Source organism: Altererythrobacter aquiaggeris (assembly GCF_037154015.1).
Lineage (GTDB): Bacteria > Pseudomonadota > Alphaproteobacteria > Sphingomonadales > Sphingomonadaceae > Aestuarierythrobacter > Aestuarierythrobacter aquiaggeris.
Genome location: NZ_JBANRL010000001.1, coordinates 2547665 through 2573515, shown reverse-complemented (window position 1 = coordinate 2573515; position 25851 = coordinate 2547665). Strand labels below are relative to the sequence as shown.

Sequence of the window (25851 nt, the reverse complement as noted above, 5' to 3'; positions counted from 1 at the left end):
CGGCATCTATCTAGCGGGCCGGAACGCGCCCTAGCAACGACATAAGGAAACAGACGCTTCGTGACAGGCCAAAAACCCTACCGGATTACATTTGCCAACGAAAAAGGCGGGACCGGCAAATCGACAACTGCTGTCCATGTCGCGGTGGCGCTGGCCTATCGCGGGGCCAAAGTGGCGGCAATCGATCTCGATCCGCGCCAGCGCACCATGCACCGCTATCTCGAGAACCGCGATGAGACGCAGATGCGACGCGAGGTGTCTTTGCCGACTGCGATTTGCGAAACCTTCACAGGAAGCACCGTGGCCGAGCTTGAGGAGATGGCGAGCAGACTAGGCGAAGAAGCTGACTTTTTGATCTTCGACACGCCTGGTCGTGATGATCCGTTCGCGCGGCACGCCGCGACAGAAGCAGACACGCTCGTCACCCCGCTGAATGACAGTTTTGTGGATTTCGATCTGATCGGGCAAGTGGATGCGGAAACTTTCAAGGTTCGCAAGCTGAGTTTTTACGCGGAATTGATCTGGGAGGCCCGGCTCAAACGTTCGCGCGCACAGATTGACGAAAATCGGCGCGAAATGGATTGGATCGTTGTCAGAAACCGGACGCAGCACGTCGAAGCGCGCAACAAGCTGCGGCTTGACAAGGCGCTGAACGAGCTGTCGAAAAGGGTGGGTTTCCGCATCGCAAAAGGTTTGTCGGAGCGGGTTATCTACCGCGAACTTTTCCCCTCCGGACTGACACTGCTTGATAAGGGGCAATTGGGCGAACTGGGGACCAGCCATCTGGTTGCGCGGCAAGAACTGCGTTCGTTGATTGCGGGGCTCGCACTGCCCAAAGTAAGGATGTCCGATCCCGAACTGGAGTTAGCCTGAGCCATGCTGAAATCTGTCATCATACTCGCGTTTCTGTGCGCGGGCTGCAAAATGATCTTCGGGCGTTGGCCATGGCAAATGTTCGGCACAACTTCTGCACGCCAGCAGGCTGTGTTTCGCGCCCGCAAAACTCTGGGCGTTCGCGCGGGCGCCAGCCGGGAGGAAATAAACGACGCGCATAAACGGCTGGTCACGCTTGTTCATCCTGACAAGGGCGGGCGTAATGATCAGGTGCACGAAGCCACTGCAGCGCGCGATGTGCTGCTTGATGAATTGCCAGACGGGCGCTGAGGAACATCCATGAGCCATACCTTCGATCCAACCGTCCTGCGCGAATATGATATTCGCGGCATTATCGGCGAGACGCTTGGCCCTGACGATGCGCGCGCCATCGGGCGCGGGTTTGCCACGCTTCTAAAACAGGCCGGCGGATCGAAAGTTGCTGTAGGATATGATGGCCGGGTCAGCTCGCCAATTCTCGAACGTGCCTTGATCGAAGGCTTGAATGCCAGCGGCTGCGATGTCGTGACAATTGGCATGGTCGCCACGCCGACGCTTTATTATGCGGAAGCCTCAGCCGAAGATGTGGACGGCGGCATTCAGATAACAGGCAGCCACAATCCCGCCAATTACAACGGCTTCAAGATGGTATTTCAGGGTCGGCCTTTTTTCGGGCAGGACATCCAGACCATTGGCAGACTGGCCGCAGCGGGGGATTGGATGGACGGAACCGGCAGCGTGGAAACTCGCGAAGTGGGCACCGCCTATATCGACCGTTTGCTGACCGGGCTGGACGGTATCGCGGACAGCGATCTTGGCGCCTTGCGGATCGGCTGGGACGCCGGCAATGGCGCGGCCGGTCCCGCGCTCGAGGCGCTCGCCGCGCGGCTGCCGGGCGAGCATCATTTGCTCTACACCGATGTCGATGGCACTTTTCCCAATCATCATCCTGACCCCACTGTTGAAGCCAATCTGGAAGATTTGCGGCAGTTGGTCGCGCGCAAGAACCTCGACTTTGGAGTTGCATTCGATGGCGACGGGGACCGGATCGGCGCAATCGATGGCGAAGGGCGGGTGATATGGGGCGACCAATTGCTCATGATTTACGCTGAAGACCTGCTGAAAAAGTTACCAAACTCTACTATTATAGCCGATGTGAAAGCTTCGCGGGCGCTGTTCGAACACATCGCGGAACACGGCGGCACGCCGGTCATGTGGAAAACCGGCCACAGTCTGATTAAGTCCAAAATGAAGGAAACCGGGGCACCTTTGGCGGGCGAGATGAGCGGTCACGTCTTTTTTGCTGATGATTACTACGGTTTTGACGATGCATTATACGCCGGTGTCCGGCTGATCGCGGCCAGCGCCAGATTGGGCCGATCGGTGACGCAGTTGCGCAGCGATATGCCGCAGATGATCAACACGCCCGAAATGCGATTTCAGGTGGATGAAGCGCGCAAGTTCGCGTCTATCGCAGAAGTTGAACAGCGCTTGGCGTCCACGGATCTGGAAGTTGACGGCACGGATGGAGTGAGGGTTACCACGCCTGACGGCTGGTGGTTGCTGCGCGCGTCAAACACCCAGGATGTGCTGGTCGCCAGAGCGGAAAGCGATAGCGAGGCGGGTCTGGAGCGGTTGGTTGCCCAAATAGATGACCAGTTGGCAAAGTCAGGCATCAAGCGCGGCGCAAGCGCCGGACATTAATTTGGCTGTCATAGGAAATTGTAACATGAGATCCGCCCTTGCGCTGTTTGTTTTACCGCTAGCTGCCGCTCTGACGACACCCGCCTGGGGCCAGGTTGACGCTGCCGAGGAGGCGCCTCCTATCGCGCCTGCCATCGACGCGGTTCCTGACGATGAAAATCTGCCTGACTTCAGTAACCTGTTCGGTGATCTTTTCGGGGATGTGTTCAGGGCAAGACCGCTCAGCGTGCAGGAAGAAGCCAGAATTCCTCAAGCCGAACTTGTCATTGCGAAGATTTTTCCCGATGGCAGCTTGCTCGCGATGATGGACGACACGCTGAAGCCGATGCTGGGCGGCGTAACGGGCAAAGCAATCGAAACTGGCCCGGCCAAAACGATCGCTTCAATCACCGGCATGAGTGAAACGGAAGTGTCGGCCATGGACGAGGCGGACCGTGACGCTGCGATGGCTATTATCGATCCGGTCCACAAGCAGCGCAGCGAAGCCTTTCGGACTTCGACAATAGGCTTGGTAACAAGAGTCTTGGCGCGGATCGAACCCGCCTATCAGGCAGGGCTGGCGCGCGCCTACGCGCAGCGGTTTACTAACGACGAGATGATCGAACTCAACCGGTTCTTCATGACACCGGTCGGCAGCCGTTACGCGGCGGAATCGATATCGGTCTTTACCGATCCGCAGGTGATGTCGGCGATGAGCGAGATGATACCCAAACTGTTTGAACTGCTTCCCGAAATGGTGGGCGAATTTGGTGCCTTGGGTGAGGCTTATGCCGCACCGCGAAAACTTGAAGACCTAAGTGCTTCGGAAAAAGCGCAGTTGTCCGCCCTGCTTGGCGTGGCGGCTGATGATATCGAGTAAGCCGCGAAACGGCACAACCGCCGGAACCGCTCGGGGCGCCGCTCGTATCCATCCTGAAGGAACGCTGTATTGTTAGTCGCTAAATTGGATGCCGAAACGGCCGAGCGTGATTTGTTTGCGCGTATTTCCGGTGCAGATTTCCCGTGCGTGGGTGCTAAATCGGCCATGGCACGCGGTACCTTGAAAGTCTTGGCAGCGCATTCGCTCGATAGCGGGTGGGATGATCTGGCGATCCACCGCGAACTGATGTGTTGGGCGAGCGAATACCGCGCCGCACCGGGCGGCTTGCGGAGTCTGGCTGTCGTATTTGACGGGCCGCACGGTCTTACCGAAACCGGCTTCGAGCAGTTGATGTGGCAGCGCATCCAGTCATTTGCCGACAAGGATGCATGGCTGGGTCAACCCTACGATCACCGCGTCAGCGCCGATCCGGATGATCCGCATTTCTCGTTAAGCTTTGGCGGTGAGGGATTTTTTGTGGTTGGCCTGCATCCATCTGCTTCACGGCCGGCGCGCCGGTTCTCCCGTCCGACGATGGTTTTCAACCTTCACGACCAGTTCGAAGCCTTGCGCCAGCAGGGCCGGTACAACCGGATGCGTGACACCATTCTGAAACGCGATGAAGCATTTGCCGGGTCGCCCAATCCGATGCTGTCAAATCACGGTGAAGCAAGCGCGGCGCGCCAATATTCGGGCCGCGCAGTGAATGACGAATGGCGTTGCCCGTTTAGCGACAAGCGCGCTTCGTGACGCTGGTGCGGATACCGCCGCGTAGTGGAACCGCCTTCCAGCTAATGTCCGGGCAAACCCTGAAGGTAATCGATCCGGACGGCAAACAGGTTTCCGATATGCTGGCCTATTCGCTGGGGGACCCGCGCCAGGTCATCTCGAATGGCCGTACGTTCGATTATGAAGAAACAATCAAGCTGACAACCGGTAACCGGTTATGGTCCAATCGCTCCAATGTGATGCTGTCAATCACCGCGGACACTGTGGGTTGCCACGATTTCCTTTTAACCCCGTGCAGCAAGGCCACCTTCCGCCATTTCTATCCCGAACATCCGGCACACCGCGGCTGTTTTGGCAACCTCGCGGAGGCGCTCGGACCGTATGGGGTTGGCGAAGATGATATTCCATGCGCCTTCAACCTTTTCATGAATGTTCCGGTCGATGGCACGAGCGGCAATTTGAAGGTCGATCCTCCGCTTAGCAAACCGGGCGATCATATCAGCCTGCGCGCCGAAATGGATCTGCTCATCGGCCTGACTGCCTGTTCGGCCTATGCCTCGAATGGCGGTAGCTTCAAACCCATCGATTACGAAATCGCTGGCTGACCCGTTTTGCATAGGCTGGGATAGATAATGGCCGACGCAACAGCTAATGTTCCCACCGAACTGCTAAGCTGGTTTGCCGGGCGCGATTGGCGTGTTCGTGACCATCAGACAGCGATGCTGGCAGCCTCTGACGCGAATAAGCATGCAATGCTGGTCGCTGATACGGGCGCCGGGAAAACGCTGGCGGGTTTTCTGCCAACACTGGCTGCATTCACCGCCTCGCGCGTTGGTGACGGCAATGTTCCCGATGGATTGCACACACTCTATATTTCTCCGTTAAAGGCGCTGGCGCATGATGTTCAGCGCAATCTGATGGCTCCGATTGCCGATATGGGGCTGCCAATTACGGTGGAAACGCGCAGCGGCGACACGCCCTCCAATCGGAAACAGCGGCAGCGATTGCGCCCGCCCAATATTCTGCTGACGACGCCGGAATCGCTTTCTCTGCTGTTGTCTTACCCCGGCAGCGCCGAAATGTTTGCCAGCCTCAAGCGCGTTGTTATTGACGAGGTACACGCGTTTGCGACGGGCAAGCGCGGCGATCTGCTGGCTCTCGCCCTGTCACGCCTGCAGGCTGTCGCGCCCGATATGCTGCGTTCGGCACTTTCCGCGACCGTGGCAGAGCCGGAGCGCTTTCGTGAATGGCTGGCGCCATGGGGTGACATTGATCAGGTCGCGTTGATCGAGGGTGAGGCGGGCGCTGAACCGCAGGTCGAGATATTGTTGCCCGACGAGGAGCGGGTGCCGTGGGGGGGGCACGCCGCGAAATGGGCCGTGCCCCAATTGTATGAGCAGGTCCGGCAAAACAAGACGACGTTGATCTTCACCAACACGCGCTTTCTCGCGGAATATATCTTTCAGCTGTTGTGGGAGATCAACGAGGATAAACTGCCGATTGGAATTCACCACGGATCATTGTCGAAAGAGGCGCGCCGCAAGGTCGAAGGCGCGATGGCGCGAGGCGAACTGCGCTGCCTGGTGGCGACCGCCAGTCTGGATCTGGGGGTGGACTGGGGTGATATTGATCTGGTTGTCCAGATGGGCGCACCAAAAGGTTCGTCGCGGCTGCTCCAGCGGATTGGCCGTGCCAATCACAGGCTGGATCAGCCGAGCCGCGCATTGATCGTTCCGGGCAACCGTTTCGAATTTCTCGAAGCTACTGCGGCAAAGGACGCCGTTGATGAAGGCCAGCGCGATGGCGAAGATTTCAGACCGGGCGGGCTGGATGTTCTGGCACAGCATGTGATGGCCTGCGCTTGCGCGGGGCCATTCGGTGAGCGGGAACTGTTGGCGGAGGTACGGTCGTCGCTCGCCTATTCGTGGGTGGATGACACCGTTTGGCAGCGCGTGCTGTCCTTCGTCGCGACGGGTGGATACGCGCTCAAGGCGTATGATAAATTCAAACGGATTGTTCGTTTGAAGGATGGGACGTGGCGCTTGACGCAGCCCGATCACGCCGCGCGCCACCGGCTGAATGCCGGCATCATCATGGACGCCGAAATGCTTGAAGTGCGGTTCAAGAACGGCCGGTCACTGGGCCGGGTCGAGGAACGGTTTGCTGCCTCGCTTTCATCCGGGGACACGTTCTTTTTTTCCGGAACATCGCTCGAAGTAATCGAGATAAAAGACATGGATATCCTCGTCCGGGCCTCGGCAAAGTCGGCAACTATCCCGTCTTATGGCGGCGCGCGTATGCCGCTGACCACGCATCTGGCGAACCGTGTGCGTGATATGCTGGTGGACCGCGCCAGCTGGGCGCGCTTTCCGGACGACGTCCGCGAATGGCTGGAAATGCAGGACTGGCGAAGCAAGATGCCAGGGCCGGACAAATTGCTGGTTGAAACATTCCCCCATGCCAAGCGCCAGTACAGCGTATATTACACGTTTGAGGGATGGAACGCGAACCAGTCGCTCGGGATGTTGATCACTCGCCGGATGGAGGATCGAGGTCTGCAGCCGGGTGGTTTTGTAGCAAATGATTATTGTCTGGCTGTATGGGGACTAAAAGCGGTGGACGACCATCTGCCGCTGCTTTCGCCGGACATTCTGACAGACGAATTTACCGATTGGGTACAAGAATCGCATTTGCTGCGCCGCGCGTTTCGCGAAGTCGCCGTCATTTCGGGTTTGGTGGAGCGGCAGCATCCGGGCAGACGCAAAAGCGGGAAACAGGTCACCTTCTCGACCGACCTTATCTATGATGTGCTGCGCAAATATGAGCCCGGCCATGTGCTCATTGAAGCAGCCTGGGCCGATGCGCGCGAACGCCTGACCGATGTCGGGAGGCTGGCTGACCTGCTCGAACGGTCGGCAGATCAGCTGGAACATGTCGATCTCGACCGTGTCAGCCCGCTCGCGGTTCCTGTGATGGTGATGATAGGCAGAGAAAGCGTGCCGCAAGGCCAAGTGGACGATGAACTTTTGCTGGAGGCTGAGAGCCTCGCGGCGGCCGCCATGCGTCCGGGCGACAAGACCTGAAGCCCGATCCGTTTTCGAGCGAATTGTTGGACGGACAGAACCGGCAAAGCGTGGTTCGGGCCGCCGGAAGCACCCGCCGAATTTCACGTGCCTAAAGTGCGGTACTTTTCATTGTCGACAAAACCGAACTTGGTCACGCCGGAAGATTTCACGATATTCAGAACTCTGGCTGACATCTCATAGCTTGCCAGCGCAGCGGGTGCATATTGCAACTCGGGTTCAGGGAGGATCGCTTTTGATTGTAGCAAGATCGACACCAGTTGCGCCTCGGTCACCTGTTGCGCGTTCCAGAGGATCCGGTCATCGCCAGTGACGATCAACCGGTTTTTATTTTCATGCAAAATTGGTTCGGACACCGCGTCAGTCGAAGGTAAATCGACCAGAATGTTATGTGTGGCGACGGGTATTGTGATCATGAACATGACCAGCAGCACAAGCATCACGTCGATAAGCGGAGTGGTGTTAAGTTCGGCCAACGGTTCGGCGGGGTTGAGGATCAGGGCAGCGGCCAACGGACATTCCTCCTGCGCGGCGGGGTGGGGGATGGCGGGCTGCGCGCGGGGCCAGCCCAATCATGGCAGCCCAGCAAATGGAAATCCGCGAATTTGAAGCAGTTATCGCCGGGCGGATCACGGGAAACAAAGAAAGGGGCGGAAAAATCCGCCCCTTGTTCCGTCATTCGAGAGGGGAAAATTACTTGGCGAATTCCCGATATTTCTCGTTACCGACAAATCCGAACTTCGTGATTCCGGACGCCTTGATAATGTTCAGCACGCGGGAAGAAAGTTCGTAACTTGCCAACGCTTCGGGTTCAAACTGCAATTCAGGCTCGACCGCCATACCTAACGATTCGTTGAGGTACGAAACAAGCGTGCCTTCATCAATTGCAGCGCCGTTCCATAACAGCTGGTCATCCGGCGTGATGATCAACTTGTTTTTCACCGGATCCACCTGATCGGGTGGAGGGTTTGGATTGGGGACCGGAAGGTCGATATTGATCGCGTGGGTCGCGACCGGAATTGTAATAATGAACATAATCAGGAGAACGAGCATAACGTCGATAAGCGGCGTCGTGTTCATTTCCATCATCGGTTCACCGTCATCGGTACCGCCTGACATTGCCATTTGGCTTACTCCTTAAATTCGTTCGCTTTGCGATCAGATACCCGGGGCTACCGGATTCGAAATGAAACCGACAGTCGGATAACCGGCTGCTTGCACATTGTAGATAGCACCGGCCACACAGGACCACGGGGCGTTAACGTCGCCGCGAATGTGTACTTCCGGAATCAGTTCAGGGTTTTCCATGATCACTTCGGGACCACCGGCACGCTGGACGATACCGTCAAGACGCTTGAAACCTTCCTCACGCAGCTCGGTCGAATCGACAAGCGTGGTGTTGTTGAAATACACCAGGCACCGCCCCTCGCGCGAAGAGCCTTCATATCCCGGTTCGCCCGGGACAAGTCCTGCGGAATCGGCAGAGCTTACCGTCAACAGCAAATTCTCGACCTTATCCTTGGACTCGACGGATTCCATAATTGGAATTTTCAGTTTCTCGATCGTCTGGATCGCGACCGGAACGGCGATTAGGAAGATGATCAGGAGCACCAGCATAACGTCCACCAGGGGCGTCGTGTTGATGGACGACATCGGAGTGTCAGTATCATCTGCGACTGCTGCAGCCATTTTACTACCTTACGTTATTTGCTTCGTATTTGTCCGGCGGGTGCATTTTGGCAGCCCGCCGGACTGCGATACGTTTGGCTTGATCAGATCTTCTTGGCAGGCGAAGTCGTACCGGCGCCTACGCCTGTGCCGACATTTGTAGCTGTCGTGGCTGGGCGTGCTGGCGTGGTAGGCTTCGCTGCGGTTTTGGGCGCTGCAACCGCTGGACGAACCGCACCCTTGGAGGTGATGTTGGCAAGAACATCGGTCGAGAAGCCGGTGAGTTCGCCGGCAATCTTCTTGTTGCGAACCTGCAGCCAGTTATAGGCAAGCACCGCAGGAACCGCGACCAGCAGACCAAGCGCGGTCATGATGAGTGCTTCACCAACTGGGCCGGCAACCTTGTCGATCGAGGCCGATCCTTCGAGGCCGATATTGATCAGCGCGCGGTAAATACCGACAACTGTTCCGAACAGGCCGACAAACGGGGCCGTAGCACCAACCGAAGCAAGGAACGGAAGACCGCCCGCCAGTTTGGCGTTGATCGATGCTTCGGAACGGGCGAGCGAACCGTGAAGCCAATCATGCGCTTCGAGATCGTCGTCCATTTTACCGTACTGCGTTTCGGCAGCCAGGCCATCGTCAACAATCTGGCGCCATGCGCTGTTCTTCTCGAGTTTGCCCGAACCTTCTTTAAGCGAGTTCGCGCGCCAGAAGTTCTGGCGAATGTCGCGGCCCTGCTTGATAATTTTCTGTTGCTCGAAATATTTTGTGAACAGAATGTAGAAGGAGCCAACGGACATAATCACGAGGACACCAAAGGTGGACCAGGCGATTACGCCGCCCTGTTCCATCGCCTCAAGGAAGCCAAACTGGTTTTTCGGGGCTGCTTCGCCCGCTGCGGCAAGAAGATTGATAAGCATGTGTATAGTCCTCTCAGACAGAAATTAAGTTTCTAGCGGCGACCGTGCCCGTGACGTGGGCAAGGCCGAAGTCCTGTTATTAATCGGGTATTACCCAACGAATTGCGTTGGAATAACTGCCGGTGGTATCGTTACCATTACCGTCCTTTGCCGGGTTGAAGCGGCCGCGCCGGGTGATGTTCGAGCATGTTGCCTCGTCAAGGTCGGCATGCCCGCTCGATCCGGTGACCTGGCAGCCGGTAACCCGCCCATCTGTACCGACGGTAACACGGAACCGCGTGGTCCCCTCACGCTCTTCTCGAAGTGCGCGACGTGGGTAGTCATTGACGTTGGCCCAGCTGGCCGGGTTTCCGCGCGGTGACGCATCCTTGGGCTGGAAGCGCGGTGGCGGCGGCGGCGGCGGCGCTGGCGGAGGCGCTGGCGGCCCACGTGGTGCCGGTGGCGGAATAACACGCGCTGGCGGCGCTGGCGGCGGAATTGTTACCGTCGTACGCACATTGGGCGGATTGGTAGAAACGTTGAGCGGCGGCGGCGGCGCGACTGGCGGCGGCGGCGCGGTTTCCGGGATATCTTCGGGCGGAGGTGGCTCCTCCTCAGGCTCCGGTGGCTCTTCAGGTTCTTCCACATCTACCGTGGTAACACGCTCAACAGCCTTCTTGACCGCCGAATAGGCGAGGCCGCTTACGAGTGCGTAACCGAGGGCAAGGTGGATCAGAACCACGATGACAATCGACGCGATGCGATTACCGCTCATTTCCTGGTCGGTATAAGCCATTCAGTCCCATCTCTCCATATCTGCCCGAATCGCTACGGGCTGATGGCCAATCCTGCAAACCGGGTCCGCAGGACAAGCAATTCCATGAACTCCCGGCCGGTCACTAACCGATTCGCAAGGGTCATAAACCCCGTTCATCGCTGGTAACTACGGCACGAGCCATTTGGGGCGTAATTGATTTTATCGTCCCCAAACTTCCACCACCATTAGCGTTGAACCCAACCTCTAGCAATCGCTTTTCAGGTTAACGTCCAATTCAGTCCGGATAGAGTTGGAACGTAGCGCGCTTGCGGTAAGTTCCGTGATATAAAACGAATCATCACCGGGAATATATTAATGCGAAGGTTCAGACATTCCGCAATCGGCCCGCTCTTCGCGGCAGCGGCGGCAACGATTTGTTTACCATCTTGCGTTTCAGCTCAATCACTTAGCTCGCAAAGTCCGGCTCCGACCTATGCCGATCTGGCAGATCTGGCGCAAAGCGCCGAACTCGTGCTTCGGGCAACTGTAAAAAAGCAGGTCGAGGTTGACGAGGCCCGGGCACCGGGACTTCGCCCGAATTGGGTGCGGCTTTACGTGGAAGCGGAGACTACGGCGCTGATCACCGGGAGTGCAACAGTCGGCGAATCGCTGAAATATCTGGTTGACGTGCCACGAAACGCAAAGGGCAAATCGCCAAAACTGAAAAAGCGCGATGTTTTGCTGTTTGCCAAACCGGTAGCCGGAAGCACGTCCCAAATTCGCCTTTCCGCCCCCGATGGCCAATTGATGTGGAATGAAAATCTCGACTCGCGATTGCGGCCTATTCTGAGCGAACTGGCTTCTCCTAGCGCGCGACCCGCCATTTCAGGTGTTCGCGATGCTCTGTCGATTGACGGCAATCTGGCCGGCGAATCGGAAACCCAGATTTTCCTGGATGCGGTCGAGGATGGCCCGGTATCCATATCGGTCATTCGGCGGCCCGGCATGGCTCCCACCTGGGGTGTGTCGTGGTCCGAGATTGTCGATCAGGCGGCGCGTCCTCCTGCCAGCGGTACATTAGCCTGGTACAGGCTGGCCTGTTTCCTCCCGGCAAATCTGCCCGGGACGGCCAATCTTTCGCGCAATAGCGAATCGCGTGCGCGCGCCATCCGTGATTATGCCTTTGTAATCGAACAGCTGGGGCAATGCCCGCGCAACAGGGTGTGAAATCGCTGGTTTGCGAAAGGGCTGAAGGTCAGGCTTAGTCGCGGCAAAGACAAACTGGTTCCCCAATGACTGCCAGCCGCGCTAGGGGCGCGGCATGACCAAGACTTTCACGCATAAGTTCCGCGTCCGCTACGCCGAGGTTGATCCGCAAGGCGTGGTCTTCAATTCGCGTTACCTGGAATATGCCGATCTGATGGTGACCGAGTTCTGGCGCGATATCGGGCTCCATTTTATGGGCGAGGACGCTCTCGAGTTCCACATCGCGAAATCGGTTGTGAATTACCGCAAGCCAATTCTTCTTGATGAGGCAATAGTCGGTCAAGCCAAGGTAACGCATATCGGCAATACCAGCATGGTTACCGGAATAACCTTGCGCGGCGCGGACGATCCGCCAACGGATCAGGCGCGAGCAGAAATAGAACTGGTCCAGGTTCACGTCGATTTGCCTTCGGGCAGACCCTTGCGCATATCCGCATCGGTGCGGGCAGCTTTCGGATACGGGGACAAATAATGGTAGGGAATCTTCGTATCGGTCTGGCGGGGCTGGGCACGGTCGGAACCGGTGTCCTCCGCGTTCTTGAAGCAAATGCTGCGCTGATTGCAGCTCGCGCCGGACGAACAATAGAAGTGACCGCCGTGAGCGCCAGAGACAGGGGCAAAGACCGGAGTTTCGACATTTCGGACTATCCCTGGGAAGATGATATGGCTGCCCTTGCCGCTCGCAGCGATGTGGACGTTGTGGTTGAACTTGTGGGCGGGGCTGACGGGCCCGCGTTGGCGCTTGCCCACCAGACTATTGCCGAAGGGAAAGGCTTTGTAACTGCCAACAAGGCAATGATTGCGCATCACGGCTTGGCGCTGGCGGAAGCGGCGGAGGCCAGGGGCACCGCCATGAAATTCGAAGCTGCTGTGGCGGGCGGCATACCGGTTGTTAAGGGGCTGCGCGAAGGTGCGGCAGCGAATGCGATCGAACGGATCTATGGCATTCTCAACGGCACCTGCAATTACATATTGTCGGCGATGGAACACACTGGCGCCGATTTTGCCGACGTTTTGGCCGAGGCGCAGGCAGCAGGCTTTGCCGAAGCCGATCCAACGTTCGATATCGAAGGGGTGGATGCGGCGCACAAACTATCGATTCTGGCTGCGATTGCATTCGGTTCGAGAGTTGATTTTGGCAGTGTCGACCTGGGCGGAATATCGTGCATCCGGGCGGCTGACATTGCCCAGGCGGACGCTTTGGGCTTTGTCATCCGCCTGATTGGCATGGCCGATAGCGAGCTCCAGGATGACGGGAGCCGCCGCTTATTTCAGAGGGTAAAGCCGTATCTCGTGCCAAAGAAGCACCCCCTCGCCCATGTTGACGGCCCCACCAATGCGGTGGTTGCCGAAGGTAATTTTTCAGGCCGATTGCTGTTTCAGGGTGCCGGTGCGGGCGATGGCCCGACTGCCAGCGCAGTTGTGGCCGATCTGATCGATATCGCACGGGGGGAGGCTGGGCCGGCTTTCTCGGTACCCGTCGGCGAACTGGTTTCGATGGAACCGGTCGATCCGGGGAACCGGACCAACCGCGCCTATCTTCGGTTTACTGTGGCAGACAGGCCGGGTGTGCTGGCTGAACTAACGGCGGCAATGCGCGATGGCGGCGTATCCATCGAAAGCATCTTGCAAGAAGGGCGTCAGGCCGAAGGCGGCGAAGTTCTGGTGGCGATGGTCACACACGAGGGCCGCGAGCAATGCGTTTCCGAAGCTATTCGCCTGTTAAAAGATTCTCCAAGCCTGACGGCACCGCCGCTGGTTATGCAGATTCTGTCGAACTGAGTTAATCAATCGGCGCGAATTTCACCTCTTGATATCCTGTCGGCATCCGAACCTTCCGGTGGTTCGGGTATGGTATCGAAATCGATGATATATGCCGGCGGCGGCGGACATGGCGGCAGGAAGCAGCCGGCAATGGTGACGCCGCCGATATCGGGAATTCCGAATACGTCAGGTGCGCGAGGCAATCCGTCATCCGATCCTGCGCCGTCAGGGTCAAGATCGCCGGACGATTCGACACGAAAATCGGAATCGTCTTGTGGTTCGATGCAGACAACAATCTCCTGACCATTTGTTTCGGGACATCTGGCACGGTCATCGGCGGGGCCATAGGCGGCGCGGGCGTCTGCCAGTGCTTCTTCGGCGGTTGCCCCGGCTGGACTGGCAGGGCCGGTGTCCTGCGCGGCGGCGGGGATGGCAGAAGCAGAGACAAACAACATGGCCGCAACTGCTGACGGAACAATTCTAACAAACAGATCCGCCAATTAATTTTCCAAACTGTGTTTGCAGCCTTTTTCGGCGACGGCGAACTTGGCCGCAACCATTGCTCTGCGTGCTGACACATTATATGCGCCCCCACACACGATGTGAGGGCTGAATTTCCTATGAATGACAAGACAAAATGTTCGCCGACGAACGCGCTCGACCGCGTTCTGGTAATGGAAATGGTCCGCGTGACGGAGGCAGCGGCGATCGCCGCATCCTATCTGATCGGGCGCGGCGATGAAAAGGCCGCCGATGCCGCCGCTGTCGAAGCAATGCGCAAGGCGTTTGACGAACTGTACATGGACGGGACAGTCGTAATCGGCGAGGGTGAGCGCGATGAGGCGCCGATGCTCTACATCGGCGAAAAGGTCGGCGGCGCGCCGGGCAAAGGTCCCAAGATCGACATTGCACTCGACCCGCTTGAAGGCACCACCATCACCGCCAAAGCCGGCCCCAACTCGCTTGCCGTTCTGGCCGCAGCGGAAGAAGGCTGTCTGCTGAACGCTCCCGATGTGTACATGGAAAAACTTGCGGTCGGCCCCGGCTACCCCGACGACATTATCAGCCTGAAGAAATCACCGACGCAAAACGTCCAGGCGGTGGCCGCTGCGAAAGGCGTCAAGCCGTCGGAAATCATCGTTTGCGTGCTCGACCGCCCGCGTCATGCAGAGTTGATCACGGAATTGCGCGGACTTGGCTGCGGGATCTATCTTATCCCCGATGGCGATGTTGCCGGCGTGATCGCGGTGACCGACGACGACACCACAATCGATATGTATATGGGAACAGGCGGCGCACCCGAAGGTGTGCTCGCAGCAGCAGCATTGCGCTGTGTCGGCGGCCAGTTCAACGGACGGCTGCTATTCCGCAATGACGACGAACGGGGCCGCGCTGCACAATGGGGCATCACGGATCTCGACCGGATCTACAAGCTGGAAGATCTCGCCAAAGGCGACTGTATTTTTGCCGCGACCGGCGTGACCGACGGGACTTTGCTGGAGGGCGTAAAACACCGCCGCGGCGGATTGATGACAACCGAAAGCGTCGTCATGCGCGCCAGTTCAGGCACAGTCCGCTGGGTAAAAGGTGAGCACCGGCCGACATCATGTGCGCGGCCTGATTGAGAGCCGGTTATGAGGGTGAGGTAAAAGCTCTCCGGCTTTCGATATCACTGATTGAGTTGGAGGCAGACGCCGTCAGTTTGCTTTGAACGAGACGTCAGCTCCGTGCTCAGCTTGAGCGTTTTTGAAAACGGCAGCGACATTCCCTAGCAATGTTTTCATATCTTTTGGCTGGTGGCCCAAGCCGACAATTTCAACGCAGAAGGGTGGCTCTAACCTATTGATGCTGCCGCTGAGACTATCAGAAAGGGCGTCGAGATTGCGACCATGCCAATCTGGCGCGCCTAACTCCGGCAACAAAGCAGAGTAGAAGTCTTCCGGTATCTTCCACACGGAAGCATCAAGACAACGAGCTTCATGAGGATGTCTTGCCACCTTAGCCAAACGTCCGCAACTGGGTCGATGGTGGACATTCGCGAGACCTCTCACGCTTGCGTCGTCAATCGCCTGTGATCCGACCTAATCCACGACCAAAGGACCATGCGATGTTGCGGGCGTGATGACGCGCCACTAGAGCCTGCGCTGACATATTCCAGCGACCAACACGGGGATTCGCGTCCCGGGAGCCTGCCACCATGAAGATAATGGCCGCCAATTCGAATTTGCCGCTTGCCCGCGCGATTGCGGCTTATCTCGAAATGCCGCTGTGCGATGCGAGCGTTCGCCGTTTTGCCGATGAAGAAATCTTCGTCGAGATTCACGAGAATGTCCGCGGCGAAGATGTGTTTGTTGTCCAGTCGACCAGCTATCCCGCGAACGACAATCTGATGGAACTCTTGATCTGCATAGATGCGCTGCGCCGTGCCTCGGCCCGCCGGATTACAGCAGTCGTTCCGTACTTTGGCTATGCCCGTCAGGACCGTAAGCCTGGTCCGCGCACACCGATTTCGGCCAAGCTGGTTGCCAATCTGATTACCGAGGCAGGCGCTGACCGCGTTCTGTCAGTCGATTTGCATGCCGGGCAAATTCAGGGCTTCTTCGATATTCCGACCGATAACCTTTATGCTGCGCCGGTCATGGCTGCGGATATTCAGGCGCGTTACGGAGATTTGGATCTGATGGTAGTTTCGCCCGATGTCGGCGGCGTTGTGCGCGCCCGCGCATTGGCCAAGCGGCTCGACAATGCCCCGCTCGCCATCGTCGATAAACGCCGCGACCGCCCCGGCGAATCCGAAGTGATGAACATCATCGGGGATGTGAAGGACCGCCATTGCATCATGATTGATGACATAGTCGATTCGGGCGGCACGCTGTGTAACGCAGCGCAGGCTTTGCTCGATGCAGGTGCCGCCAGCGTCGCGGCCTATATCACCCACGGGGTGCTGTCTGGCGGCGCGGTCGCGCGCGTCAACGATTCAGCGCTGAAGGAACTGGTGATCTGCGACACAATCCTGCCAACCGATGCAGCAAAGGATTCCAAGAGCATCCGGATCCTGCCTGTCGCTTCGCTGGTTGGTGAAGCTGTGCGCCGGATTGCCGACGAAAGCAGCGTCAGTTCATTGTTCGACTAATCTATAGCGGAGGCTTGCCAAGGCTTGATATCACCGGGCGGCACCCGCTTTAGTGCCTCTACTCTGCGAGCCTGACGGTATTCGAGCGCGATAGTCATGAGTGGTTGGGGTGTTCGGACAAACTGCATGGGGGTCATCCCGAACAGCGCATTGAAGTCGCGGTTAAGGTGCGACTGGTCGAAATAGCGAAGCGCTATTTCCTCGGCTTCATCGCTGTCGGCCACGCCGCGAAGATACGCGGCCATATCGAGTATGCGGGCGCGGCGAAGGACCTGCTTTGGAGGCATTCCAAAGTCGCGCTTGATAATTCGCTCCAACTGGCGCCTTTCGATCCCTTCGCGCCGCGCAAATTCGCCGACTTTCGTGTTGGGATTGGCAAGTGCTGCAGCGTCAAATGCGCTTGTGATTGCATTGGGTAAGGCTCCGCCTGCCTGTTCCACGACCAATCGCATATGATTTTCCAATGCAATCAGCCATTGGTCTGGCGGCTCACTTTCCTGGATGAGGCCGAGCAAATTCTGGCTATCAAGCCCAATTTCGGAGCAATCGACGATACGGTCCACGAAGTCGGTCACCTTGAGGCCGCTTAGGGCGTGTGCCGCGCCTGGCACCAGTGCGATAGCAACCGTTGCGAAATCACCTCTGACGCTGGCCGGCATACGTTTCGAATGCGGGCCGAAATACAGCGCAGCCCGCTTGAATAATTTGGGGCCATCCGCAGTTTCCGCGTGCCAGTCGCCCTGCAATAATAGGCGTAGCACAGACACATCTGCGAACATCCCGCACATGATCACGCGTCCAGGCTCCACGATTGCCTTGGTTGTGTGGATGCGCGCGACCCACGGCGCCAAATCTTCTGCCGGAGCACGGTTAAACGACAGAGGTTGACCATCATGCGTCGCGGCCAATGCCGAAACGACACCCAAGGGATCATTGTTTAATTGCTTGTCAGACAAGTAGGTCGCGGCCCGCCTTAGGTTTGAGTTTTAAGTTCTTGACCTGCCAGGGCGCCTAAAGGCAAGCGGTAATACCATGAATTTATCCAAAGACTTGATCCTGGCGAACCGGTTGGCGGACGCGGCGGGCGCCGTGATCCGCCCACGGTTCCGCGGCAGTTGGTCACATGAACGCAAGGCCGATGCTTCGCCGGTTACCGAAGTTGACAAAGCCGCGGAGGCGGCAATGCGCGCCATCCTCGAAAGCGCCGCCGCCGATGACGGTATCATCGGTGAGGAATACGGGACACGGAACGAGGGGGCCGGGCGCCAATGGGTGCTTGATCCGATCGACGGTACGATCAGTTTCATGGCTGGCCGCCCGATATTCGGAACGCTTATCGCGCTGCTACAGGACGGCTGGCCAGTGCTGGGTATCATCGACCAGCCTGTCGCCGGTGAACGGTGGGCCGGGCAAATCGGTAAACCCACCACGTTGAACGGCGATCCCGTCCGGGTGCGCGCGTGCCGCGAATTATCGGAAGCAACGCTCGCTTCGTCCGGACCGCAATATTTTTCCGACGCGGATGCTGCGGCGTTCATGTCGTTGGCCGCGCAGACTTCCAAGACTGTAATCTGGGGCGGTGATTGCTATAATTACGGACTGCTCGCATCGGGCAACATCGATATTGTCTGCGAATCCGGCCTCAAATTGTATGATTATGCTGCTCTGGTTCCGATTGTCGAAGGCGCAGGCGGGCTGATGGCCGACTGGCAAGGCAATCCGCTTGATGCGGATAGCGATGGCCGCGTTCTGGCATTGGGTGAGCCCGCACGGCTTGAAGAAGCGCTTGAGGCGATGCGATAACGTACGCAGCGCAGCACATCGCTGGCCGTCACTGGGCGCCGAATCGCTTGATTTCCTGCGCCGGCACTATATAGGCGCGCTCTTCACTTACACGTGATTCCATTTGTTGGCCTGGCCGATAGGGCTGCCAGGGCTGACAGGACGTGTTTCGAACAGGAGACAAAAATGCCCAAGCTGAAGACCAAGAGCGGCGTGAAGAAGCGCTTCAAGCTCACTGCCACAGGACTGGTCAAGCACGGCGTCGCTGGAAAGCGCCACCGTCTGACCCACCACTCTGCAAAATATATCCGCCAGAACCGCGGCACCGACGTGCTTGCCAAGGCCGATCACGCAGCAGTGAAAAAATGGGCCCCTTACGGGCTCGATTGAGGCAGGAGTAGAAACGCATGCCACGCATTAAACGCGGCGTTACCACGCGCCAGAAACACAAACGGTTACTCGATCAGGCCAAGGGCTATCGCGGTCGCCGTAAAAACACCATTCGCGTTGCTCGTCAGGCCGTCGAAAAGGCCGGCCAGTACGCATATCGCGATCGCAAAATCAAAAAGCGGACATTCCGTTCGCTGTGGATTGCCCGCATCAACGCGGCTGTCCGCGCTGAAGGTCTGACATATTCGCAGTTCATGCACGGCGTAAAGCTCGCGGGCATCGAGCTTGACCGCAAGGTCATGGCCGATCTCGCCATGAACGAAAGCGCGGCCTTCGCTACGGTGATTGCAGCAGCCAAGAAATCCCTCCCGGCTTAAGCTAGGGGCTTTTCCGGCAAGTCATTAGCGGGCGCGAACCAGCAAAGGTTCGCGCCCGTTCTGGTTTCCGGTTGGCGGAGGGAAATTTTATTGCGGCAGGTTGGTTTTGCCAACGCCGCGATGGGGCGGCGCATAAATAACTGCCAGCGCTTGAAGCCCAACAATAAAGAAGCGCGGAAAGCCTAAAGACTTTCCGCGCTTCTTGTTCGCGCGCCCACCCGTGCAGGGCGGCGAACAATTTCATGTCTCCGGTCAGAACCCAAAGGTTCAATTGCCCCCCAAAAACCATGAAATTTTCTGGCCGAATTAACGGCTCCAAGGGCCTGATAGATCGGAATGCTTGGGAACTATTGTAAGAATACGACGCCAGTAGCTATTTTTTTAGCATTAACTGCATTCTGCGCCCCTCGCTAATCGGGAGGCGTAAATAGCACCGCTGACCAGTTGCCCAAAAACCGGACAGACGTTGCGAAGCGGCTGCCCCGCTTATAGAGGGGGCGCGAAACAGAAATTCGGATAGTAACAATGAGTGAACTTGAACAGCTGGGCACCACTGCACCCGCGCGGATTGCTGCGGCAGAAACCGCCGATGCGCTGGAAGCATTGCGAGTAGAATATCTCGGCAAGCAGGGATCGGTATCCGCATTGCTCAAAACGCTTGGCAAGATGACACCCGAACAGCGCCAAAAAGAAGGTCCGAAAATCCAGGATTTGCGCGCCGCGGTTGCGGGCGCGATTGCCGAACGTAAGTCGGCGCTCGACGATGCGGCACTTGAACGGCAACTGGCATCGCAGACGCTCGATATGTCATTGCCCGCTCGGCAAAGTCCGCGCGGCAGCGTTCACCCGGTCAGCCAGGTGTTGGACGAGCTTGCAGAGATATTTGCCGATATGGGTTTCGCCGTTGCGACCGGCCCCGAAATCGAGGATGACTGGCACAATTTTACCGCGCTCAACATGCCCGAAAGCCATCCGGCACGCGCGATGCACGATACGTTTTATTTCCCTGACCGGAATGCAGGCGGCAAGCACGGGGCCACGCGTATGCTGCTCCGCACGCACACATCGCCCGTGCAGGTCCGCACGATGCAAGCGATAGTGAAAGAACATGGCGGCGGTGCACCGATCCGCATTATCGCGCCGGGGCGCGTTTATCGCAGCGACAGCGATGCCACGCACACACCCATGTTTCACCAGATCGAAGGGTTGGTGATCGACAAGAACATCCATCTTGGCCATCTCAAATGGACACTCGAAACTTTCCTGAAAGCCTTCTTCGAGCGTGATGACATCGTGCTGCGGTTGCGGCCGTCCTATTTCCCCTTCACAGAACCGTCGGTCGAAGTCGATGTCGGTTTTGCCATGGAAGACGGCCGCCGTGTTCTGGGCGGCAGCGGCGATGCGCCCGGCCATGCCTGGATGGAGCTTTTGGGTAGCGGAATGGTCAACCGCCGGGTACTTGAAATGTCCGGGCTCGATGCGCACGTATATCAGGGCTTTGCTTTTGGCCTGGGTGTAGACCGCCTCGCGATGCTCAAATACGGAATGGACGATTTACGCGCGTTTTTCGATGGCGACCACCGGTGGCTCGATCATTACGGATTTGCGCCATTTGACCAGCCGACACTTTCGGCTGGCGTGGGAGCACCGGCATGAAATTTTCCCTGTCCTGGCTGAAATATTTTCTCGAAACCGATGCAAGCGTGGCGGAAATTTCCGACAAGCTGAACAGAATCGGGATCGAGGTTGAAGGTATCGAAGATCCCGCCGAGCGGTTCGCCGGTTTTCGCGTGGCCAAAGTCCTTACCGCCGGGAAACACCCGGACGCGGACAAGTTGCAAGTGTTGAGCGTCGATACAGGCGCAGGCGACCCTTTGCAGGTTGTTTGCGGAGCGCCCAATGCGCGAGCAGGGATGATAGGCGTGCTTGGTCTGCCCGGCGCGATCGTACCTGCAAACGGCATGGAACTCCGAAAAAGCGCCATTCGCGGCGTCGAAAGCAACGGCATGATGTGCTCGGTCCGCGAACTTGAAATGGGCGATGAGCATGATGGCATCATCGAACTGCCCGACGACGCTCCGGTTGGCGCCAGTTTCGCGGATTATTCAGGTTCAGATCCGGTGTTCGATGTGGCGATCACCCCGAACCGGCCTGATTGCATGGGTGTATTCGGCGTCGCACGCGATCTTGCTGCAGCGGGGCTGGGCAAGCTCAAGCCATTTGTACCCACTCACATTAAAGGCACGCATCCTTGTGCCTCTGAAATCCGCACGGACGATCCCGAAGGTTGTCCGGCCTTTTATGGTCGCAGCATCAAGGGCGTGACCAATGGTGCATCACCAGACTGGATGCAGCGCCGGCTGATCAGTGCGGGCCAGCGCCCGATTTCGGCACTGGTCGACATCACCAACTATGTGATGCTGGCCTTTGGCCGCCCGTCGCACGCCTATGATCTGGCGAAGCTGAACGGCGCTGTTTTTGCCCGGCGCGCGGAGGATGGGGAAATCGTGACCGCGCTTAACGAAAAGCAATATGTGCTCGACTCCAACATGACGGTAATCGCCGACGATCGCGGTGTGCACGATATTGCAGGTATTATGGGCGGCGAGCATTCCGGATGTTCCGAAACCACCACCGACGTTCTGCTCGAAGTGGCGTATTTCGACCCCGAGCGTATCGGCGCCACGGGGAGAAAACTTGGTCTGACGTCCGATGCCCGCACGCGTTTCGAGCGCGGTGTCGATCCGGCTTTTCTTGACGACGGTCTTGCAATTTTGACGACGCTGATACTCGACATTTGCGGGGGTCAGCCGTCAGAGATAGTCCATGCAGGCAACCCGCCGCTGGAGCGCAAGATTATCGCCTTCGATGCGGCATTGACACAACGGCTGGGCGGCGTGGCGGTTTCGCAGGACCGGCAGCGAGAGATCCTTGCCGCGCTGGGCTTTGATGCCGACAGCAACTGGAATGTTTCCGCTCCAACCTGGCGCCCCGATATCGACGGCGCTGCCGATCTGGTCGAAGAAATCGTCCGTATTCACGGGCTTGGCAATGTCGAAAGTGTTGCGCTGGACCGGCCGGACGGGGTGGCACCGCCGACTGCAACCGATGTCCAGAAACTGGAGCGCCGTTTGCGCCGCGCTGCCGCGTCGCGCGGAATGCACGAAGCGATCACCTGGTCGTTCCTGCCAGTTGCCGAAGCGGAGCATTTTGCGGTCGAGGGCCAGGATTTGTGGGTGCTCGAAAACCCGATCAGCGAAGATATGAAGGCCATGCGGCCGTCGATCATGCCCGGTCTGTTATCAGCGGTTAAACGCAATATGGATCGCGGCGCGACATCGCTGCGGCTGTTTGAAATCGGCCGCCGGTATTTCCGCAATGCGGATGGCTCCAGCGACGAGAGGCTGACGCTGGGGCTGGTGCTGGCGGGCGAGAAGGAACCGCGCCGCTGGTCCACTTCGGCGGATGGCGGCAGGGCGGTCCCGTTCGGGGCGTTCGACGCAAAGGCCGAAGCGCTTGCGTTATTGTCCGAAGCCGGTGCGCCGGTGCCGAAGCTGCAAATCATGGGCGAGGCTGGTTACCAGTTTCATCCTGGTCAGTCAGCCACAGCGCGGCTTGGCCCGAAGAATGTGTTGGCCCGGTTCGGCGCCCTGCATCCCCGGACACTGGCGGCGTTTGATCTGGATGGCCCTGTCGTGGCGGCCGAGATATTCCTCGATGCCATTCCGGCAAAAAATGGTCCACCCAGATTTGCGCGCGCTGCCTACGCACCCCCTGCGCTACAATCCGTCACTCGTGACTTTGCATTCCTGGTGGACGAGGCTATGCCCGCAGCCGATCTGGTCAGGGCGGTCACAGGGGCAGACAAATCGATCATTGTCAGCGCGCGGATCTTCGACGATTTCCGCGGTGCAGGCGTTCCCGACGGTAAAAAATCACTCGCGGTGGAGGTGACACTTCAACCAGGCGAGAAAAGCTTTGCCGATGTCGATCTCAAGGCGGTTACAGAGAAGGTTATGTCAGCAGCGGCCAAGCTGGGCGCAGAACTGCGCGGATAAATTATAATCGGCTCCTGCGGGTAGCGGCCTGCCCGCTGGAGCCGATTTCAATCAGTAACGAAATGTCAGCGTCGCGAACACTTGCCGCGGTTCGTTATAGAATGCGGTCAAAGTGCCTTCCGTGCCCAACGCCGAGAGCGGCTGTCCGCTGCCGTTCAAAACCGGAACGCCGGTGCGTGGATCGACCACGATGAAAGCATAGCCCGAGGTCTTGACCCGTTTGTCCGTCAGGTTCTTGCCGTAAAGGCCAAGGCTCCATCGGTCGCCGGGGGCATTATAAACAATGCTTGCATCGACCAGCGCATAAGCACTTTGATCAATAAAGGGATTGGGGACCTCAAATTGATAGGTTTTGCTGCGGTAGCTGACCCCGGCGCCGGCATATATGTCGCCATTGCCGGCCGGCGCAGTGTAATTGAGGCGTCCGCTGGCGGTCCACCTCGGAGTATTTTGCACTTCTCGGAATTCAGCCACATCGGTAGGGACCCCGCCGATGTTGGTGATGTATTCGTCATATTCGGCGTCGATATAACCGAGCGAGCCGTTAAGTGTCAGCCTGTCACCGGTGCTGCCCAAACCTTCTGCCAATGTCGCGACTGTTTCCAGTTCCACGCCTTTGAAGCTCGCCTTACCGGCATTGGAAACCACTCCGCAGAAAGTGGCGATGCCGCCGACGTTACACGCCACTGATCCGGGAATCTGGACATCGGTATAATCGGCGATAAACCCTGCCAGTGCCAGATACAGGCGCCCGTCTGCAAAGCTGCCCTTGTAGCCTACTTCGTAGCTATCGACTTTTTCCGGGCGGAAACTGAGGAAGCCGGCAATCTCGGCATCGCTCAGCCCGGGAGTGCCATCTGTGTCAGGCGCATTCACGCCCACCCCTCGCGGATCGAAGCCGCCACCCTTGAACCCTTGCGAGTAGCTGGCGTAGATATTCTGGTCAGGTGACGGTTTGAAACTGACCGAGGCGCGCGGGGTAAACTTCTTAAAGTCCCGCGATCCCTCGAAATCCGTGCTCGCCCTGCCGAATGGAATTCCCGCCCCGCCAAAAGCAGGCGATCCGCCGCCGAGATAATTCTGCCGGAGGATATCTGCCGTACGTTCGTCCCACGTGTACCGGCCGCCCAGCGATATGCTGAATTGGTCTGTCAGATCATTCGTCACGTCGCCGAATATTGCATAGGTTTCGGTGTCGATATTGGCTTGCGTAAACGCGGTAAACCCGGCGAAAACTTGAAACAGCCGGACGTCGAATAACGTGTCCGCCGAGGCATCGAGGTAATAAGCGCCAAGCAGCGCGGACAGCTTGTCACCATCATCATATGCCAGCTGCAATTCCTGGCTGAACTGTTCGTTGAAGTAGGCCCCCGGAACATCGAGATCGACTGCTGGAAGCGCATCAAAATCGATCGGGCTCTGGCTATCATCTTTCCGCCATGAAGTTATCGATTTGAATGTCAGCGCATCGCTCAGATCCACTGCAATGTTCATCGCCACGCCGTAAGCTTCGACTTCCTGCCTGGGATCGGCCAGCCCGCCGCGCGTATCGTATTCATCATCCAGCACCGGCGCACCTGACGCCAACCCGGTGATCAGGCGGCTACCGCCGCGCGGATTGCTTTTGTCCTTGGTATAGTCACCTGAAATCCGGATCAGGACCGGCGCACCGTAGCCGCCGATTTCCAGATTGCCGCGCGCCGCAATCATTTTCTTGTCGTAATTGTCGATGCCCAGCGTCAGATTTTCGCCAAACCCGTCGCGGTTGAAACCGGCCACCGCCGCGCCGACGCGGACGATGTCGTTGATGGGTGTGGAAGCTGATATGACGCCCTCCCGCCGGTCATAAGATCCGTAGGTTGCACGGATCGTGACGGCCGTATCGGCTGGCAGGCGCCGGGTTACGTATTTGACTGCACCGCCGATGGTGTTGCGGCCGTACAGCGTCCCTTGCGGTCCGCGCAAAACTTCTACCCGCTCGACATCATAGATATCCAGCAGAGCGGCCTGCGGTCGATTGAGATAAACGTCGTCAAGATAAATACCGACGCCCTGTTCGAAGCCGGACACCGGATCCTGTTGTCCGATGCCGCGGATGAAAGCGCTCAGTGTCGAGTTGGTGGCACGCGATGCTTCAAGCGTCACATTGGGAGCGTTTTCGGCGATGGCCGTGATGTCGCTGGCGCCGATATTGGACAGCGTTTCGGCACTGAGAGAAGTGACTGCGACGGGGACATCGATCAGCCGTTCCTCGCGCCGCCGTGCTGTGACGATAATTTCGCCCTCATTTGCCGATATGGTCCGTGCGGCCTGTGCAGGAGACGTTTCCGTCTGATCCTGCGCAGCAACGGGCGTAGCCATCGCTGCCAAGGCGACCAGTGCGCAGCCATCCATCAATTGCGCGGCGAATACGATACGGATTCGTGTCATTTCAGCTTCTCCCGATAGCTTATCGCGATCCTGTATTGAAAGATGAACCGACTTTCAAGTTTTGTGTTGTGTCTTT

The 25851-nt window shown here is 58.0% G+C and carries 26 protein-coding genes; 17 read left to right on the top strand and 9 right to left on the bottom strand.

Annotation, left to right across the window (positions count from 1 at the left end; translation table 11 throughout):
- Nucleotides 1-60: 60 nt before the first annotated feature.
- From WFP06_RS12730 to WFP06_RS12700, 7 genes are all read left to right on the top strand, one after another.
- The gene (locus WFP06_RS12730; protein WP_336987533.1) at nucleotides 61-873 is read left to right on the top strand and encodes a division plane positioning ATPase MipZ; all 813 of its coding nucleotides are present in this window, start codon (nucleotides 61-63) and stop codon (nucleotides 871-873) included.
- A gap of 3 nt (nucleotides 874-876) precedes the next feature.
- Nucleotides 877-1164 carry a J domain-containing protein gene (locus WFP06_RS12725; RefSeq protein ID WP_336987532.1) on the top strand — a complete coding sequence of 96 codons (288 nt, stop codon included), beginning with the start codon at nucleotides 877-879 and terminating at the stop codon, nucleotides 1162-1164.
- A gap of 9 nt (nucleotides 1165-1173) precedes the next feature.
- Entirely contained in the window at nucleotides 1174-2577 is a 1404-nt protein-coding gene (pgmG, locus tag WFP06_RS12720; RefSeq protein ID WP_336987531.1) for a phosphoglucomutase/phosphomannomutase PgmG, read from the top strand.
- A gap of 25 nt (nucleotides 2578-2602) precedes the next feature.
- Complete coding sequence (locus WFP06_RS12715; protein WP_336987530.1) at nucleotides 2603-3436, top strand: DUF2059 domain-containing protein; 834 nt, start codon at nucleotides 2603-2605, stop codon at nucleotides 3434-3436.
- Between the two features lie 69 nt (nucleotides 3437-3505).
- Complete coding sequence (gene gntA / locus WFP06_RS12710) at nucleotides 3506-4186, top strand: guanitoxin biosynthesis heme-dependent pre-guanitoxin N-hydroxylase GntA (protein WP_419716231.1); 681 nt, start codon at nucleotides 3506-3508, stop codon at nucleotides 4184-4186.
- Nucleotides 4183-4770 (top strand): urea carboxylase-associated family protein, encoded by a 588-nt coding sequence (locus WFP06_RS12705; RefSeq protein ID WP_336987529.1) that lies wholly within the window; start codon nucleotides 4183-4185, stop codon nucleotides 4768-4770. The genes gntA and WFP06_RS12705 overlap by 4 nt, the downstream gene beginning before the upstream one ends.
- A 27-nt stretch (nucleotides 4771-4797) precedes the next feature.
- The gene (locus WFP06_RS12700) at nucleotides 4798-7248 is read left to right on the top strand and encodes a ligase-associated DNA damage response DEXH box helicase (RefSeq protein WP_336987528.1); all 2451 of its coding nucleotides are present in this window, start codon (nucleotides 4798-4800) and stop codon (nucleotides 7246-7248) included.
- Between the two features lie 83 nt (nucleotides 7249-7331).
- Here the strand turns inward: WFP06_RS12700 and WFP06_RS12695 are convergent, their stop codons facing one another.
- The 5 genes from WFP06_RS12695 to WFP06_RS12675 form a co-directional block, all read right to left on the bottom strand.
- Nucleotides 7332-7820 carry an ExbD/TolR family protein gene (locus WFP06_RS12695; RefSeq protein WP_336987527.1) on the bottom strand — a complete coding sequence of 163 codons (489 nt, stop codon included), beginning with the start codon at nucleotides 7818-7820 and terminating at the stop codon, nucleotides 7332-7334.
- Between the two features lie 121 nt (nucleotides 7821-7941).
- The gene (locus WFP06_RS12690) at nucleotides 7942-8373 is read right to left on the bottom strand and encodes an ExbD/TolR family protein (protein ID WP_336987526.1); all 432 of its coding nucleotides are present in this window, start codon (nucleotides 8371-8373) and stop codon (nucleotides 7942-7944) included.
- Between the two features lie 33 nt (nucleotides 8374-8406).
- Nucleotides 8407-8901 carry an ExbD/TolR family protein gene (locus tag WFP06_RS12685; RefSeq protein ID WP_336987700.1) on the bottom strand — a complete coding sequence of 165 codons (495 nt, stop codon included), beginning with the start codon at nucleotides 8899-8901 and terminating at the stop codon, nucleotides 8407-8409.
- Nucleotides 8902-9020: 119 nt separating this feature from the next.
- Nucleotides 9021-9839 carry a MotA/TolQ/ExbB proton channel family protein gene (locus WFP06_RS12680; protein WP_336987525.1) on the bottom strand — a complete coding sequence of 273 codons (819 nt, stop codon included), beginning with the start codon at nucleotides 9837-9839 and terminating at the stop codon, nucleotides 9021-9023.
- A gap of 79 nt (nucleotides 9840-9918) precedes the next feature.
- Nucleotides 9919-10614 (bottom strand): energy transducer TonB, encoded by a 696-nt coding sequence (locus tag WFP06_RS12675; protein ID WP_336987524.1) that lies wholly within the window; start codon nucleotides 10612-10614, stop codon nucleotides 9919-9921.
- 336 nt (nucleotides 10615-10950) lie between these two features.
- Here WFP06_RS12675 and WFP06_RS12670 point away from each other — a divergent pair, with 336 nt between their 5' ends.
- From WFP06_RS12670 to WFP06_RS12660, 3 genes are all read left to right on the top strand, one after another.
- Nucleotides 10951-11802, top strand: a complete 852-nt coding sequence (locus WFP06_RS12670) for a hypothetical protein (RefSeq protein ID WP_336987523.1) — start codon at nucleotides 10951-10953, stop codon at nucleotides 11800-11802.
- Between the two features lie 94 nt (nucleotides 11803-11896).
- Nucleotides 11897-12313, top strand: coding sequence for an acyl-CoA thioesterase (locus WFP06_RS12665; RefSeq protein WP_336987522.1), 417 nt, complete (start codon nucleotides 11897-11899; stop codon nucleotides 12311-12313).
- Nucleotides 12313-13623, top strand: coding sequence for a homoserine dehydrogenase (locus WFP06_RS12660; RefSeq protein WP_336987521.1), 1311 nt, complete (start codon nucleotides 12313-12315; stop codon nucleotides 13621-13623). The genes WFP06_RS12665 and WFP06_RS12660 overlap by 1 nt, the downstream gene beginning before the upstream one ends.
- Nucleotides 13624-13628: 5 nt before the next feature.
- Here WFP06_RS12660 and WFP06_RS12655 read toward each other — a convergent pair whose 3' ends face one another.
- Nucleotides 13629-14060 carry a hypothetical protein gene (locus WFP06_RS12655; protein WP_336987520.1) on the bottom strand — a complete coding sequence of 144 codons (432 nt, stop codon included), beginning with the start codon at nucleotides 14058-14060 and terminating at the stop codon, nucleotides 13629-13631.
- Nucleotides 14061-14225: 165 nt separating this feature from the next.
- Between WFP06_RS12655 and glpX the strand changes: the two genes are divergently transcribed.
- Nucleotides 14226-15230 (top strand): class II fructose-bisphosphatase, encoded by a 1005-nt coding sequence (gene glpX, locus WFP06_RS12650; protein WP_336987519.1) that lies wholly within the window; start codon nucleotides 14226-14228, stop codon nucleotides 15228-15230.
- Nucleotides 15231-15302: 72 nt separating this feature from the next.
- On the opposite strand, the gene WFP06_RS12645 is transcribed toward glpX, so the two are convergent.
- Entirely contained in the window at nucleotides 15303-15602 is a 300-nt protein-coding gene (locus WFP06_RS12645; RefSeq protein ID WP_336987699.1) for a barstar family protein, read from the bottom strand.
- A gap of 200 nt (nucleotides 15603-15802) precedes the next feature.
- On the opposite strand from WFP06_RS12645, the gene WFP06_RS12640 reads away from it, so the two are divergent.
- On the top strand, nucleotides 15803-16738 hold the full coding sequence (locus WFP06_RS12640) for a ribose-phosphate pyrophosphokinase (RefSeq protein WP_336987518.1): 936 nt from the start codon (nucleotides 15803-15805) through the stop codon (nucleotides 16736-16738).
- On the opposite strand, the gene WFP06_RS12635 is transcribed toward WFP06_RS12640, so the two are convergent.
- Complete coding sequence (locus tag WFP06_RS12635) at nucleotides 16735-17694, bottom strand: AraC family transcriptional regulator (protein WP_336987517.1); 960 nt, start codon at nucleotides 17692-17694, stop codon at nucleotides 16735-16737. The genes WFP06_RS12640 and WFP06_RS12635 overlap by 4 nt on opposite strands.
- Nucleotides 17695-17770: 76 nt before the next feature.
- Here WFP06_RS12635 and WFP06_RS12630 point away from each other — a divergent pair, with 76 nt between their 5' ends.
- The 5 genes from WFP06_RS12630 (at nucleotide 17771) to pheT (ending at nucleotide 23345) form a co-directional block, all read left to right on the top strand.
- Nucleotides 17771-18541: an inositol monophosphatase family protein gene (locus WFP06_RS12630; protein ID WP_336987516.1), complete on the top strand. Its 771-nt coding sequence runs from the start codon at nucleotides 17771-17773 to the stop codon at nucleotides 18539-18541.
- Nucleotides 18542-18706: 165 nt separating this feature from the next.
- On the top strand, nucleotides 18707-18910 hold the full coding sequence (gene rpmI / locus WFP06_RS12625; protein WP_336987515.1) for a 50S ribosomal protein L35: 204 nt from the start codon (nucleotides 18707-18709) through the stop codon (nucleotides 18908-18910).
- Nucleotides 18911-18927: 17 nt separating this feature from the next.
- Nucleotides 18928-19287, top strand: a complete 360-nt coding sequence (rplT, locus tag WFP06_RS12620; RefSeq protein ID WP_336987514.1) for a 50S ribosomal protein L20 — start codon at nucleotides 18928-18930, stop codon at nucleotides 19285-19287.
- 525 nt (nucleotides 19288-19812) lie between these two features.
- Nucleotides 19813-20943, top strand: coding sequence for a phenylalanine--tRNA ligase subunit alpha (gene pheS / locus WFP06_RS12615; RefSeq protein WP_336987513.1), 1131 nt, complete (start codon nucleotides 19813-19815; stop codon nucleotides 20941-20943).
- Nucleotides 20940-23345, top strand: coding sequence for a phenylalanine--tRNA ligase subunit beta (gene pheT / locus WFP06_RS12610; RefSeq protein WP_336987512.1), 2406 nt, complete (start codon nucleotides 20940-20942; stop codon nucleotides 23343-23345). Before pheS ends, pheT begins: the two co-directional genes overlap by 4 nt.
- 51 nt (nucleotides 23346-23396) lie before the next feature.
- On the opposite strand, the gene WFP06_RS12605 is transcribed toward pheT, so the two are convergent.
- Nucleotides 23397-25739 carry a TonB-dependent receptor gene (locus tag WFP06_RS12605; RefSeq protein WP_419716251.1) on the bottom strand — a complete coding sequence of 781 codons (2343 nt, stop codon included), beginning with the start codon at nucleotides 25737-25739 and terminating at the stop codon, nucleotides 23397-23399.
- Nucleotides 25740-25851: the final 112 nt, after the last annotated feature.